Source organism: Bacillus sp. JHAA (genome assembly GCF_036961585.1).
Lineage (GTDB): Bacteria > Bacillota > Bacilli > Bacillales > Bacillaceae > Bacillus > Bacillus velezensis.
The window spans coordinates 621,188-636,779 of sequence record NZ_JBAMDE010000001.1 but is presented as its reverse complement, the minus strand read 5'-3'; the positions used below and the strand labels follow the sequence as shown (position 1 = coordinate 636,779).

The 15,592-nt window shown below is 48.9% G+C and carries 11 protein-coding genes; 8 read left to right on the top strand and 3 right to left on the bottom strand.

The annotated features are described in order from the left end of the window. Positions 1 to 23: 23 nt before the first annotated feature. The 7 genes from V7728_RS03240 to V7728_RS03210 all read left to right on the top strand — a co-directional run bounded on the left by V7728_RS03240 (position 24) and on the right by V7728_RS03210 (position 10,586). Complete coding sequence (locus tag V7728_RS03240) at positions 24 to 3,710, top strand: nitrate reductase subunit alpha (protein ID WP_099567165.1); 3,687 nt, start codon at positions 24 to 26, stop codon at positions 3,708 to 3,710. Then, positions 3,700 to 5,163: a nitrate reductase subunit beta gene (gene narH, locus V7728_RS03235; protein ID WP_052827959.1), complete on the top strand. Its 1,464-nt coding sequence runs from the start codon at positions 3,700 to 3,702 to the stop codon at positions 5,161 to 5,163. The genes V7728_RS03240 and narH overlap by 11 nt, the downstream gene beginning before the upstream one ends. Before the next feature lie 25 nt (positions 5,164 to 5,188). Further along, complete coding sequence (gene narJ / locus V7728_RS03230) at positions 5,189 to 5,746, top strand: nitrate reductase molybdenum cofactor assembly chaperone (protein ID WP_099567164.1); 558 nt, start codon at positions 5,189 to 5,191, stop codon at positions 5,744 to 5,746. Continuing rightward, entirely contained in the window at positions 5,743 to 6,414 is a 672-nt protein-coding gene (narI, locus tag V7728_RS03225; protein WP_082998264.1) for a respiratory nitrate reductase subunit gamma, read from the top strand. The genes narJ and narI overlap by 4 nt, the downstream gene beginning before the upstream one ends. A 139-nt stretch (positions 6,415 to 6,553) precedes the next feature. Continuing rightward, entirely contained in the window at positions 6,554 to 7,183 is a 630-nt protein-coding gene (locus V7728_RS03220; RefSeq protein ID WP_099567163.1) for a YitT family protein, read from the top strand. A 95-nt stretch (positions 7,184 to 7,278) separates the two neighbouring features. Continuing rightward, positions 7,279 to 8,781 carry a cardiolipin synthase gene (gene cls, locus V7728_RS03215; RefSeq protein ID WP_007407622.1) on the top strand — a complete coding sequence of 501 codons (1,503 nt, stop codon included), beginning with the start codon at positions 7,279 to 7,281 and terminating at the stop codon, positions 8,779 to 8,781. 80 nt (positions 8,782 to 8,861) lie between these two features. Further along, positions 8,862 to 10,586 (top strand): ABC transporter ATP-binding protein, encoded by a 1,725-nt coding sequence (locus V7728_RS03210; protein WP_052827956.1) that lies wholly within the window; start codon positions 8,862 to 8,864, stop codon positions 10,584 to 10,586. Positions 10,587 to 10,656: 70 nt separating this feature from the next. Here the strand turns inward: V7728_RS03210 and V7728_RS03205 are convergent, their stop codons facing one another. From V7728_RS03205 to cls (V7728_RS03195), 3 genes are all read right to left on the bottom strand, one after another. Further along, a complete protein-coding gene (locus V7728_RS03205) occupies positions 10,657 to 10,929 on the bottom strand; it encodes a hypothetical protein (protein WP_059367630.1) in 273 nt (90 codons plus the stop codon). Positions 10,930 to 10,997: 68 nt separating this feature from the next. Beyond that, entirely contained in the window at positions 10,998 to 11,960 is a 963-nt protein-coding gene (uvsE, locus tag V7728_RS03200) for a UV DNA damage repair endonuclease UvsE (RefSeq protein WP_099567162.1), read from the bottom strand. A gap of 12 nt (positions 11,961 to 11,972) precedes the next feature. Continuing rightward, the gene (gene cls, locus V7728_RS03195; RefSeq protein WP_038460186.1) at positions 11,973 to 13,172 is read right to left on the bottom strand and encodes a cardiolipin synthase; all 1,200 of its coding nucleotides are present in this window, start codon (positions 13,170 to 13,172) and stop codon (positions 11,973 to 11,975) included. A 138-nt stretch (positions 13,173 to 13,310) separates the two neighbouring features. Between cls (V7728_RS03195) and V7728_RS03190 the strand changes: the two genes are divergently transcribed. After that, a complete protein-coding gene (locus V7728_RS03190) occupies positions 13,311 to 15,419 on the top strand; it encodes a heterodisulfide reductase-related iron-sulfur binding cluster (protein WP_099567161.1) in 2,109 nt (702 codons plus the stop codon). Positions 15,420 to 15,592 lie beyond the last annotated feature (173 nt).

The following is a 15,592-nucleotide window of genomic DNA, read 5'->3' as shown; positions in this document are numbered from 1 at the left end:
TGACTCGGAAGGAGTGAACGATCATGAAGAAAAAGAAAATGAGTCCGTTGCTCAGGAGATTAAACTATTTTTCTCCTATCGAACATCATTCAAATAACCATAGCCAAACGACAAGCGAAGATCGTGATTGGGAGAATGTATACAGAAACAGATGGCAGTACGACAAAGTCGTTCGCTCCACCCACGGCGTCAACTGCACGGGTTCTTGCAGCTGGAATATTTATGTAAAAAACGGAATTGTCACGTGGGAAGGACAAAACTTGAATTATCCATCAACAGGCCCGGATATGCCTGATTTCGAACCGAGAGGCTGCCCGCGGGGGGCCAGTTTTTCTTGGTACATCTACAGCCCGCTCCGTGTGAAATATCCATATGTGCGCGGTGTACTGATCAATTTGTGGCGGGAAGCATTGCAGGCGCATCACAATCCGTTGGATGCCTGGAAATCGATCGTTGAAAACCCTGAAAAAGCGAAGTCCTATAAACAGGCAAGAGGGAAAGGCGGCTTTGTCCGCGCGGAATGGCCGGAGGTGCTGAAGCTGATTTCAGCCTCTCTGCTGTATACAGTGATGAAATACGGGCCTGACCGGAATGTCGGTTTTTCTCCGATCCCGGCGATGTCCATGATCAGCCACGCATCAGGTTCGCGATTCATGTCGTTAATCGGCGGCCCAATGCTCAGTTTTTATGACTGGTATGCGGATCTTCCGCCGGCGTCCCCGCAAATTTGGGGCGACCAGACGGACGTTCCGGAGAGCAGTGATTGGTACAATTCAGGCTATATCATCACATGGGGCTCCAACGTTCCGTTAACGAGAACGCCTGATGCGCATTTTCTGGCGGAAGCCCGCTATAAAGGCGCTAAAGTCATTTCGATCAGTCCCGATTTTGCGGAATCCTCAAAGTTCGCAGATGACTGGCTGAGTATCCGCCAGGGGACTGACGGGGCGCTTGCGATGGCGATGGGTCACGTCATTTTGCAGGAATTTTACGTGAACCAAGAAACTGAACGTTTTATTGAGTACGCGAAGCAATACACCGATTTTCCATTCTTCGTCACTCTTTCAAAAGAGAACGGCGTGTATACAGCGGGACGGTTTCTGCATGCAAAAGACATCGGGCGGCAGACAAAAAATGATCAGTGGAAGCCGGCGGTCTGGAATGAACAGACAGGTGCGTTTGCCATACCGCAAGGCACAATGGGCTCCCGCTGGGACGGGCAGCAGAAATGGAATCTGCACATGATCGACGAAGACACCGGGGAACAGATTGAGCCCCGTCTCTCAGTGCTCGGAATAGAGGACGAAATCGGCTCAGTGCGCATTCCGTATTTTTCAGATGACGGAAACAAAGTGCTGGAGCGGGATCTTCCTATTAAAAAACTGGACCTGAACGGTGAAGAGACGTACGTCACGACCGTGTTTGACTTGATATTGGCCAACTACGGCGTGAACCGGGGCATCGGCGGACAATCAGCCGCATCCTATGATGATCCCCGTCCGTTCACACCTGCCTGGCAGGAACAGATCACGGGAATTAAAAGAGAAGCCGTTATACAGATTGCCAGGGAGTTTGCCCAAAATGCGATTGATACAGACGGCAGATCCATGATTATCGTAGGGGCGGGGATCAACCACTGGTTCAACTCCGACACGATTTACCGTGCGGTGTTAAATCTTGTTTTACTCGTAGGCGCCCAAGGTGTAAACGGCGGAGGTTGGGCCCATTACGTGGGGCAGGAAAAACTCCGTCCGGCTGAAGGGTGGCAGACGATTGCAACCGCAAAGGACTGGGAAGGCGTGCCTAAGCTGCAAAACGGCACCTCGTTTTTCTACTTTGCGACAGACCAGTGGCGTTATGAAGACCAGCCGATCAGTGACTTGGCTTCACCGATCGCCGCGTCATCCCGCTACAAGCATCACGCCGATTACAATGTGCTGGCGGCGCGATTAGGGTGGCTTCCGTCTTACCCGACATTCAATCAAAACGGCATTGATCTGTACAAAGAAGCTGAGAAAGCGGGGGCGGCGACACCTGAAGACATAGGTGCGTACGTGGCCTCACGGCTTCAAGAAAAAAAATTGAAATTCGCGATTGAAGACCCTGACAATGAAGTGAATTTCCCAAGGAATCTCTTCGTATGGCGGGCAAATCTGATCTCGAGCTCAGGGAAAGGGCATGAATATTTTCTCAAGCATCTGCTGGGGACGACGAACGGTCTGATGAATGACGACAGCGACAGCATCCGCCCTGAAGAAATCAAATGGCGGGAGCAGGCGCCGGAAGGCAAGCTCGACTTGTTAATCAATCTTGATTTTCGAATGGCGGGTACGGCGCTGTATTCCGATATCGTGCTGCCGGCGGCGACATGGTATGAAAAACACGATCTCAGCAGTACGGATATGCATCCGTTTATTCATCCATTTGCTCCGGCCATCTCGGCGCCGTGGGAATCGAAGTCAGACTGGGATATTTTTAAGGCGCTGTCAAAAGCCGTTTCCGATCTGGCAGAAGAAGTCGATTTGGAGCCGGTGAAAGAAGTGGTTGCGACGCCGCTCCTCCATGACACCATGCAGGAATTGGCCCAGCCATTCGGCAAAATCAATGATTGGAGCAAGGGCGAATGTGAAGCCATTCCGGGAAAAACGATGCCGAACATCCATGTCGTTGAACGGGATTACAAACACATTTTTCATAAAATGACCGCGCTTGGCCCTAATACGGCTTTAAAACCGAGCGGAACAAAAGGGATGAGCTGGTCGATTGCGGATGAATATGAATCACTCAAACAGAGACTGGGAGAAACCGATTCAAACAGCGTTGCCAAAGGATGCCCGAATATAAGTGAAGCGAAGCTGGCGGCGGAAGCGATTTTAACCCTGTCGTCCACCTCAAATGGAAAAGTCGCCGTGAAAGCATGGGAATCACTTGAAAACATTACCAATCTGGAGCTGAAAGACCTGGCGGAAGAGCGCGAGGAAGAATGCTTTACGTTCGAGCAAATTACAGCCCAGCCGAAAACGGTCATCACCTCTCCGGCCTTTACCGGTTCAGAAAAAGGAGGGCGCAGGTACTCGCCGTTTACGACGAATGTGGAAAAATTAATTCCGTGGCGGACGCTGACAGGCAGACAATCCTATTATGTCGATCATGAACTGATGATGGAATTCGGTGAAACGATGGCGACATTTAAACCAATCCTCCAGCACCGTCCGTTCCTAAGCAAGCGGCCTGATCAAGAGGGCAAAGAAATCGTTCTTAATTATTTGACGCCGCATAATAAATGGTCCGTCCACAGCATGTATTTTGATTCTCTGCCGATGCTGACGCTGTTCCGCGGCGGGCCGACCGTGTGGATGAATAAAGATGACGCAGAGGACACGGATATCAAAGACAACGATTGGATTGAATGCTTCAACCGAAACGGCGTTGTCGTCGCGAGAGCGGTTTTGTCTCACCGGATTCCTAAAGGAATGGCGTTTATGCACCATGCCCAGGACCGCCACATCAATGTGCCCGGCACAAAACTGACGAATAACCGCGGAGGCACCCATAACAGCCCGACAAGGATTCACGTCAAGCCGACCCAGATGATCGGGGGCTATGCACAGCTCAGTTACGGCTTTAACTATTACGGTCCGACGGGGAATCAGCGCGATCTGAATGTCGTCATCCGCAAGCTGAAGGAGGTCGATTGGCTTGAAGATTAAAGCGCAAATCGGGATGGTCATGAACTTGGATAAATGCATCGGCTGCCACACGTGCAGCGTCACCTGCAAAAACACGTGGACAAACCGTTCCGGTGCGGAATATATGTACTTCAATAATGTAGAAACAAAGCCCGGTATCGGCTACCCGAAGCAATGGGAGGACCAGGACAAATATAAAGGCGGCTGGACGTTAAAAAAAGGAAAGCTTGAACTGAAATCAGGCCCGAAAACAAACCGGCTCGCAGGCCTTTTCTATAACCCGAACCAGCCGACGATTGATGACTACTATGAACCTTGGAACTATGATTATGAAACATTAACAAACAGCCCGCAGAAAAAACACCAGCCGGTAGCGCGCCCGAAATCGTCCTTGACGGGGGATTTTATGAATATCGAATGGGGCCCGAACTGGGAGGATGATCTCGCGGGCGGCCATATTACAGGGCTTGAAGATCCAAACGTGCAAAAAATGGAGGAATCGATCAAAACAGAATTCGATGAAGTCTTTATGATGTATCTGCCGCGTATTTGCGAACACTGCATCAATCCGGCGTGCGTGTCATCCTGTCCGTCCGGCGCCATGTACAAACGTGAGGAGGACGGCATTGTGCTTGTTGATCAAAACGCATGCCGTTCATGGAGATATTGCGTCTCATCCTGTCCTTATAAAAAAGTCTATTTTAACTGGCAGACGAACAAAGCGGAAAAATGCACACTCTGCTTTCCGCGCTTGGAGGCGGGGCTGCCGACCATCTGCTCCGAAACGTGTGTCGGCAGAATCCGCTATCTCGGCGTCATGCTGTATGACGCGGACAAAGTGGAGGAAGCGGCCTCTGTTGAAAATGAAAAGGATCTCTACCATTCCCAACTGGGCGTTTTTCTTGATCCGAATGATCCCGAGGTTGCCAAACAGGCAAAAGAACAAGGCATCCCGGCTGAATGGATAGAAGCGGCGCAGCAATCGCCGATCTATAAAATGATCATTGACTGGAAGATTGCGCTTCCGCTTCACCCTGAGTACCGTACGCTGCCGATGGTGTGGTACATTCCGCCGCTCAGCCCCATTATGAATCTCTTTGAAGGAAAAGGCAGCCGGCAAACGGCGGAAGCGATTTTTCCGGCTATCGACCAAATGAGAATTCCGATTGACTATTTGGCGCAGCTGTTAACGGCGGGGGATACGGATCATATTCGATCCACGTTAAAGAAAATGTCTGTCATGCGCCAGTATATGAGGGCGGTTCAGACAAATAAATCCATCGACCCGGCATTGGTCTCCAGTGTCGGCTTAACAGAACAGCAAATTGAAGACATGTATCGGCTGCTGGCAATCGCCAAATATGATGACCGTTTTGTGATCCCGAGCAGCCATCGAGAAGAAGTGTCAGATTTATATGCTGAACAAGGGAGCTGCGGCTTATCATTTTCAGGCGGCCCGGGCTCTTGTTTCTAACTTTTCATAAATGAGGTGTAATAACATGAACACCACAGACCGGCAAATGACGTTCTCCGCTCTTTCCGTTCTTCTCTCATATCCGGAGGAAGAGTGGAGAGCCGAGATTCCCGATTGGAAGGCTCTTATCCATGACATCACCAATCAGCAGATCCGGGAGAAATTGCTGCACTTTTTAGAGGCGGCAGCCGGCTTTTCTCCGCAATCGCTGATTGAACACTATGTGTATACGTTCGATTTCGGAAAAAAAACGAATATGTACGTCACCTACTTTAACTCAGGCGAACAAAGGGAACGCGGCATTGAATTGCTGCATTTAAAAAACACCTACCAGCAATCCGGTTTCCTGCCGACAGAGAAAGAACTGCCTGATTACCTGCCGCTGATGCTGGAATTCGCTGCGGTTGCGGAGATTGAAGCGGCGAGAAGCGTGTTTGAAAAATACCTGTCCAATGTGAGGGAGCTGGCTTCCCGTCTCGAAAAAAATAACAGCATCTATGCTGAGCTGCTGCACGTACTGCAGGCCGCACTGGAAAACATCGGTGTACATGAAAGCACTGAAGAAGGGGCTGTTCAGGCATGAGCGGGCAGATCCTGTGGGGCGTTATGCCATACATTGTATTGACGATCTTTATCGGCGGTCATATTTACCGCTATCAGCATGACCAATTCGGCTGGACGGCGAAATCAAGCGAGCTGTTAGAAAAGAAAAAACTTGCCGCTGGCAGCACACTTTTTCATTGGGGACTGCTGTGCGTTGTCGGCGGACATGTCATGGGAATTCTGATCCCGGAAGGCGTGTATGCTTCCCTTGGCATTTCAGAGCATATGTATCACAAAATGGCGATCGGCGCAGGCCTGCCGGCGGGGATTGCTGCATGTGCCGGACTTGTCATCCTGACGTACAGAAGGCTGTTTGACAAAAGAATCCGCAAAAGCAGCTCGCCATCGGATATCTTGACGCTTATTCTGCTGCTGTTCATGATGCTGTCGGGCGTTGCGGCCACGTTCCTCAACATTGACTCGAAAGGATTTGATTACAGGGCAACAGTCGGGCCGTGGTTCAGGGAAATTGTTTTGTTCCGGCCTGACGCTTCTTTGATGGAGAGTGTCCCGCTATGGTTTAAGTTTCATATCATCATAGGGTACGTCGTTTTTATCCTTTGGCCGTTTACAAGATTGGTTCACGTGTTCAGCCTGCCCCTCAAGTATTTGACCCGCAGCTATGTTGTCTATCGGAAACGCACGTAAAAATCCCCCCTGCAAGAGGGGGATTTTTTATGGTGAAAAAATAAAAACATAAGATATTTTCTGCCAAGGTAATGGCTGGGCGGCCGGGATTCCTGTTATGTTTTATTTGGAAATAACATCAACAAAAGGAGAGTGAAGAATGAAGCGGATTTTCCTCATTTTAGCCGCCTGTCTGATGACAAGCGCCGGCGTCCTGACACTCAGACATTCTCATGTATTAACCGGCGGCACAGCGGGACTGTCACTAAGCCTGTCATACTTGTTTCATTCCTCGTTTGCGATTATCTTCTTTCTGATTAATATCCCGTTTTATATATTTTCTCTCATCAGAATGGGAATCAAATTCACTCTATCCACCGTTTTTGCAGTCACAGTACTGACTCTGTTTACCGGCGCGGATCACTGGCTGCCGCCGGTCTCTGTTTCACCGCTTGCCGGGGCGATTTGCGGAGGGGCGCTGATCGGGTTGGGCTTGTCGCTCATGTTTTATCATCAGGCATCGCTCGGCGGCGCCAATATCCTCGCTTTATTTCTGCAAAAGCGCTGCGGATGGAATCCGGGTGCCGTTAATTTCCTCTTCGATTTTGGCGTCGTGCTGGCCGGCATTTTTTCCGTCGGGTTGCTGAAAGGGCTCTTCTCCTTAGTGTCGATAGCGGTCACCGGTCTGATCATCGGCATCTTCAAAAATAAAATCAAAGGCAGCTGCTCGCTCAATCCGGCATTGCTTCAGAACATCACACCCGGCCAATCACAGGAAGCTTCATCATAAGCCTTTCCGCTCATGCGGAGAGGCTTTTTCATATGTTTACAGGCCGGAAAACAGAGGGTATACAGAGATATCGGATCAGATGGGAGAGAGTCGGGATGCTGAAAAGGAGACTGGAATTTTGCTTTTTATATATGATGCTTATCGGAGCATATGTCATATGGTTTTTTCCGGTTTCCAGGCTTGAGTTTTACGGAGGGGTGCTTTGCTATGCAAGCATTATTTTGTTCAGCATCTATTCGTTAATTCTTGAAAACCGCACCTCGCAGCACACGCTGTTATGGATTCATATTCTTGTGTTTTTTCCGATCGCCGGGTACTTATTTTACCTTTTTTCCGGCCAGCTTTATGAAAAAGGCAAGCTGTTCAGGTCGAAACGGACATACAACCGGGAAAAGCTGAGAACGATATTTGATATGGAACAAACTCCCGATCTGACCGGGCTGAAAGGAAATCAGAAGCGTTTCTTTCAATATTCAATCAAGGCGTCCCATATGAATATCAATACAAAAAGCAGGCTGAAGGTGCTCAAAAACGGGGATGAAACATTTCCGGAGCTGTTTGAGGCGCTCCGGGAGGCCGCGTCATTTATACATATTGAGTATTATATGTTCAAATCAGACATGCTCGGGCACAAGATGATGGACATTATGATGGAAAAGGCGCGTCAAGGTGTGGAAGTGCGGTTTTTGTTCGACGCGGCCGGCAGCCTGAAGCTGGCCGGAAAAGATATTAAAAAACTGAAACGCGCGGGCGTGAACATCGTCCCGTTTCTGCCGCTGAAATACGGTTTTTTCAACCAAAAATTCAATTTCAGAAATCACCGCAAGATCGTCATCGTTGACGGGAAAGTCGGTTTTGTCGGCGGGCTGAATGTCGGCAAGGAGTATATCGGCAAAGACCAAGATGTCGGCTTTTGGCGGGACACTCATATGAAAGTCGAAGGAGAAATCGTTCAGACGCTCCACAGCATTTTTATGCTTGATTGGGAATACGTTTCGGATGAGGTGCTGATTGATCGGAAAGCATATACCCGCCCGGTTGCGGCAGAAAGCGGCGGCGTCTATCAAGTCGTGCCGACAGGCCCCGATATGAAGGAGCGGATGAGCGATCTGTATTATGCCATGATAGCGGCGGCCGAATCGTCTGTATGGATCGCGACGCCTTATTTCGTGCCGAATGAGCCGATCCGCACAGCGCTAAAGGAGGCTGCTGCCAGAGGCGTCCGGGTGCGTGTCATGGTGCCGGAAACCAATGACGGATTTTTAACCCAGTACGCGACGAGATCGTATTTCCCCGAGCTTCTTCGCGAAGGAATCGAAGTCTATTCTTATCAAAAAGGCTTTATGCATCAAAAGGTGCTCATCACTGACGGAAACCTCGCCTCTGTCGGGACGGCGAATATGGACATGAGAAGCTTTCAGCTGAACTTTGAAGTCAATGTCTTTTTTACAGATCAAGAGGCGATCAAAGATCTTGAAGCGCATTATCTGGAGGATATGAAGGAGTCTGAAAAAATCAGCCCCGTCCGTTTCTATAAGCGCACATTATGGGAAAGAACGAAGGAATCCTTCGCACGGTTATTTTCCGGCGTGTTATAAAAAACGCTTTTAAAACTCCTTGTGTATAGTATAATTGAGAAATATTATCATTAAGAACGAGGCACTAGGAGGACGGAATCGTGCTGCGACAATTTTTTTCTTATTATAAACCGTACAAAAAGCTGTTTTTTCTCGACTTCTTTTCTGCCATCGCCGGCGGATTGATGGAGCTGAGTTTTCCTCTGATTGTCAATTACTTTATCGATACATTGCTTCCGGGGCGGGATTGGAGTCTGATTATTTTGACTTCCGCTGCTTTATTCGGGGTCTACGCCCTCAGCTCGGCACTTCAGTATGTTGTGACGTATTGGGGCCATATGCTCGGCATTAACATTGAAACCGATATGCGGAAAAAGCTTTTCGACCATCTGCAAAAGCTTTCGTTCAAATTTTACGATAACAACAAAACGGGCAGTTTAATGTCCAAGCTCACCAATGATTTGATGTATATCGGAGAAACCGCCCACCACGGGCCTGAAGACCTGTTTATCGCGATCATGACGATTTTGGGCGCGTTCGGTGTGATGCTGTTTATTAACTGGCAGCTCGCGCTGTTGACTTTTATCATTATGCCGGTCGTCATTTGGCTTGCTTTGTATTTCAATAAAAAAATGACCTCTGCGTTTACAAAACTGAACAAAGACGTCGGAGACTTCAGCGCGAGGGTTGAAAACAATATCGGCGGCATCCGTCTTGTTCAGGCTTTCAGCAATGAAGCGTTTGAAACGCAGCGGTTTGACGTGAACAATCAGCGTTTCCGCAAAACAAAGCTGACGTCATATAAAATCATGGCGAAAAACGGCTCGATCAGTTACATGCTGACAAGATTCGTCACGCTGTTCGTCTTATTGTGCGGCACATGGTTCGTGATCCGCGGATCGTTATCTTACGGGGAATTCGTCGCTTTTGTGCTGCTGACGAACGTTCTGTTCCGTCCGATTGATAAAATCAACGCGATTATTGAGATGTATCCGAGAGGCATTGCCGGTTTTAAAAGCTTTATAGAAATACTGGAAACGGAGCCTGATATCAAGGACGCCCCGAACGCGAGACATGTGTCCGGTTTAAAAGGGAATATCCGTTATGATGGTGTGTCGTTCGGTTACGAAGAAAACAGTCCGGTTCTGTCGGGAATCAATTTGTCTATTCATGCCGGGGAGACAGTCGCATTCGTCGGGCCTTCGGGAGCGGGAAAATCAACGCTGACAAGTCTGCTGCCGCGCTTTTATGAGCCGTCTGAAGGCGTGATTTCCATCGACGGAATCGATATTAAGGACATGACGCTGTCATCATTGCGCGGACAAATCGGCGTCGTCCAGCAGGATGTCTTTCTGTTTTCCGGCACATTGCGGGAAAACATTGCTTACGGGCGGCTCGACGCGTCTGAGGAAGAAATCTGGCAGGCCGTCCGCCAGGCGCATTTAGAGGACTTGGTAAACGGGTATCCCGACGGTTTAAACACGGTGATCGGCGAGCGCGGCGTGAAGCTGTCAGGCGGGCAGAAGCAGCGGCTTTCCATCGCCAGAATGTTTTTGAAAAACCCGTCGATCTTAATTTTAGACGAGGCTACATCAGCCCTCGATACAGAAACGGAAGCCGCCATTCAAAAATCGCTGCAAGAGCTGTCTGAAGGACGCACAACGCTTGTGATCGCCCATCGGCTGGCTACGATTAAGGATGCGGACCGGATCGTCGTCGTCACGAAAGATGGCATCGCTGAACAAGGTCATCATAAGGAACTGCTGGCATCCGGCGGCATGTACCAGAGACTTCATCAGGCCCAATTCGGCGAGCTGATTCATTAATAAAAGAAAAAGGATAGACGAGCGGGGGCCGGGCAGCCTCCTGTCTATCCTTTTTTTATGTAGTCCGTATTTAATGGGCTTCTTTTTGCGCAGGTTCGATGATATGTTTGAAACGGTCAACAAGCTGCACCGCTTTCTTTCCTTCCACTACAATTAAATATTCTTGTTCTTTATGGGCCATTCTGAACGTTTCCAGCTCAATGATATCTTTGATTTTGCACATCGTTTTTTTAGAGTAGATATACAGCTCGTGGCCTCCCGTGTGGCAAAGCTGATAAAGCTGAAGCATGTTACGTAAAGTGAACTTCTTAGCAACTATTTTCAAAGATGTAATGTTTTTCATATGTTTTCTCCTCCGTCTGATGGTCTGTTATTTCGGAAATTCCCCATATAAACGGGTGATAAACCTGGTTATGCCTTCCACTTCAGCACTCCGCCCGCCAGGCGTTTGACTCCGCGGATGGCGCTTAATTCTTCGACGAGCCGGAGCAGCGCCCGGTCTTTCTCTTTCGCCTCAATCATAAAATCGATGTCCGTATCCCATTGTCTGAACCGCTCCAGCACCGGCAGAATAAAATTCGCATCTACATAGTCCGCATGACTGCGTACGGCTGATTCTGATTTTGGCGAGGAGAGATGGACCTTCGGCTTTAAGCCGATCCGCTGCCATGTTTTGATCATCCGCGGAAGAATGTCATCTAAATCAGCGTCATCGGTCGGATTGGCGTAAAAATGGTGATAATCAAACACAAACGGAATGCCTTCTTGCTCACATATACTGAGTGTTTCCTCGGACGTATATGTTTTATCATCGTTTTCTAAAGTCATCCGCTGTTTGATGACATCGGGAAGTTCTTTCAGATTCACGCGGAAACGGCCAAGCGCGCTTTGTTTGTCACCGTAAGCGCCTCCGACATGGATGTTGATGACGGAACGGTCCGCGATGTCCATTGCGTCCAGCATGTCATAATGATAGGCCATATCCTTGACCGCATTTGCGGTAATCTCCTGTTTCGGGCTTGTAAAAAGCGTGAATTGGTTCGGATGAAAGCTCGTTCTGAGGTCATATTTTCTGACCAGCCCGCCGATCTCACGAAACTCCTGGCGAAACGGCGTGACAAAATCCCACAGCACATCCGGATGGGTGGCGAGCGGCACAATCGAGCTTGAGAACCTGTACAGCGGGATGCCGTGGCTGATCACATAGTGGATGGTGCGCAGCGTATTGGTGAGATTGGCTTTCGTCACAGAAAGCAGGGCCTCTTTCCGCTCACTGCGGGAAAGCTTGGTATAGCGCGCATATGTTAAGGTTTTTGCGGGTGACGCGTCCCAAAGGCACATGGCGTTTGCGACGAATCCGAATCTGAACAGCATATGGTTTCTCCTTTATAAAAAGTAAGATATGGCCTTTCCCAGCCATTCTGCAGGAAGCTGTCTGACGGAGCGCTGTTTCACTTTTTCTAATGTGAGAAGCTCGGATTTTTCGATGTCCTGCTTTATGGTTGAAAGCACTTCCTTTGTAAAGGCTTCATCATGAATGATGACATTCACCTCTTCATTCCAGAACAGGCTCCGTTTATCAAAATTCGGCGTGCCGATAATGCTGATGCGGTCATCAATAATGAAAGCTTTGACATGATAAAAGCCTTGATAATACCGATAGATGAGGCAGCCGGCCTTCAGAAGCTCGGGATAATAGGTAAAAGCTGTTTCCCGAACGAGCGGGTGGTCTGATTTCATCGGCACGATCAAGATGACTTTGACGCCTTTTCGGCAGGCTGAAATAAGCGCTTCCTGAAGCTTTTTGCTCGGTACATAATAAGGCGTGCCGATAATGATTTTTTTCTCCGCCTTACGGATGCAGTTTTCATAATGCGATTCAAGCGAAAAACCGTCAGATGCATATGTCCTATGAGAGATATTCCCTTCGGATAATGCGGGATAAACCCCGGGTGATCCGGGTGCCTTTCCGGTGTTTCGTTTCAGATCGCTTACAAAAAGAGTCTGAAGATCCGCCGTGCCTTCGCCGGTCATCCGCAGGTGATAATCCTCCCAGTTTCCGAACTTCGCTTTTTTGCCGAGGTACTCTTCAGCGATATTAAAACCGCCGACATAGCCGATTTTGCCGTCAATGACGGTCACTTTCCGGTGATTCCGTTTTTGCAGCCTGAAAAAAAGAAACGGAAATGCCGGTTTATTTAGAAAATGAACGTGGACGCCGGCTTTTTTCATCGTTTGAATGGAAGGCTTTTTCACTTGGCGGCTGCCCGCCCAGTCGAGCAGCAGATATACGGAGACGCCGGCCTGGGCCTTTTCCTTCAATAAATCAAACATCTCATGGCTGACTTGATCGTTCTTCATAATAAAAAACATCATATGAATAGAAGAGACGGCTTGGCGGATATCAGCCGTCATCTGCCGCACAAGCTCGCTGCCGCAGTGAATGAGTGTGATATCACTCTTTTTCGGGTCAAAAACGGGCTCATACGCCTGTTTTTTGTACGCCGCCCGGCCAAGCAGCATATCAAGCAGCATAAGTGCGATCAATATGATAAAAATGACAAGCAACACAAAAATGACCTTCATACCGACGCTCCTTTCCGAAGTATTCGTAGTGTGCCCTGAGAATGTGAATTTAATTATTGACTGAACACTCATTCATTATTTATGATAAAGTAAAGATATGACAATGAAGAGGGGTATCAGAACAAAGGGGGAGACAAGATGAACGCATTTCTCATGGTAAACGCGCTGCTGTTTTCAGCTGTAACCGCTTACGCCGTTTATTTATTCGTTTACCTGATCAGAACGAGGATCGCTTATATTAAGCTCGGCCAAAGGGAAGAATTTGATAAACGCCTGAAAGAACGTCTTCAGAAGATATGGGTGAATGTATTCGGACAGAAAAAATTGCTGAAAGATAAAAAGAGCGGCATCATCCACGTTCTGTTTTTTTACGGTTTTATACTCGTTCAGTTCGGCGCAATTGATTTTATTCTGAAAGGGCTGCTTCCTGACCGCCATCTGCCGTTCGGTCCGCTTTATCCGGCGTTTACTTTTTTTCAGGAAATCGTCACGTTTCTGATTTTAATCGCCGTAGTCTGGGCGTTTTACCGGCGCTACATTGAAAAACTCGTCAGACTGAAACGCGGGTTTAAAGCGGGGCTTGTCCTGCTGTTTATCGGCGGACTGATGGTGACGGTGCTTCTCGGGAACGCCATGAACCTTTTATGGCACGATCATTCTCTGTCTTGGACGGAGCCGATCGCCTCCTCCATTGCGATTGTGCTCGGCGGTCTTTCAGCGCCGGCGGCCGCCGCCGTGTTTTATGTTTCATGGTGGCTTCATCTTTTGTTTTTGCTCAGCTTTTTAGTGTACGTGCCGCAATCAAAGCATGCGCACTTAATTGCGGGTCCGGCGAATGTGTTCCTCAGCAGGCTGGATTCAAAAGGAAAGCTGGAAAAAATCGATTTCACCGATGAGACGAAAGAAAGCTACGGCGTCGGAAAGATTGAAGACTTCCGCCGCTCTCAGCTTGTCGACCTTTACGCCTGCGTCGAATGCGGCCGCTGTACAAATATGTGTCCGGCCTCCGGTACGGGCAAGATGCTCTCGCCGATGGACCTCATTTTAAAGCTCAGAGACCATTTGACGGAAAAAGGCGCTGCCGTGACGTCAAAATCTCCGTGGGTGCCCGCGCCCGTTTTTCAGCACACGAAAGCGAATCAGCTCGCCGCGGCTTCCTCAGGGGGAGGATCGCGTGAAGCGGCGGCAGCCATTGATTACAACCCGAGCTTAATCGGCGAGGTCATCACGGAAGAGGAGATTTGGGCGTGCACCACTTGCCGCAACTGTGAGGATCAATGTCCGGTCATGAATGAACACGTTGATAAAATTATCGATCTGCGCCGCTATCTTGTGCTTACGGAAGGGAAGATGGACAGCGACGCGCAGCGGGCCATGACAAGCATTGAAAGACAGGGAAACCCGTGGGGCTTAAACCGGAAAGAGCGGGAGAACTGGAGGGAGCAGGCTGATACAGAGATTCCGACAGTGAAAGAAATGAAAAAACAAGACAAAGCGTTCGACTACTTGTTTTGGGTAGGCTCAATGGGTTCCTACGATAACAGGAGCCAAAAGATTGCCGTCTCATTTGCAAAGCTGCTTAATGAAGCGGGCGTATCCTTTGCGATTCTCGGCAATAAGGAAAAAAACTCAGGCGATACGCCGCGCCGTTTGGGCAACGAGTTTCTGTTCCAAGAGCTGGCGGAACACAACATCGGCGAATTTGAAAAACACGGGATCAAAAAAATCGTCACGATTGATCCGCACGCCTATAATATGTTCAAAAATGAATATCCTGATTTCGGATTCCGGGCCGAAGTCTATCATCATACTGAATTATTAGCCGAGCTTGTGTCACAGGGGAAACTAAAACCGCTTCACCCGGTGAATGAAACGATTACCTTCCATGACTCGTGCTATTTAGGAAGATACAATGAAGTGTATGAGCCGCCGAGAGCGATCTTAAAAGCCATTCCGGGCGTTCAATTGAAGGAAATGGAGCGCAGCCGCGAAAACGGGATGTGCTGCGGCGCCGGGGGAGGGCTCATGTGGATGGAAGAAGAAACGGGAGCGAGAATCAACACGGCCCGGACTGAGCAGGCGCTTTCTGTCAGTCCGACGGTCATCAGCTCCGGATGTCCTTACTGTCTGACCATGCTCGGTGACGGTACGAAAGCGAAAGAAGCCGAAGACGCGATCGGCACTTATGATGTCAGTGAATTGCTCGCCATGTCTGTATTCGGCGCCGAAAAACAAGAGTCTTTATAGAAAGAAGCGGGCCGCCGGCGCATATGCCGGCGGCTTTGTTTTCGCACATCAGCCGATTTATGAAGGGACGGCTCTAAAATTTCTTAAATTACGCTGTTAAGGGTAGCATATTCTGTTTTAATTTGTTTATAATGAGAGGTATGGTTTATGAACAAAACAATACAAATTCGTTC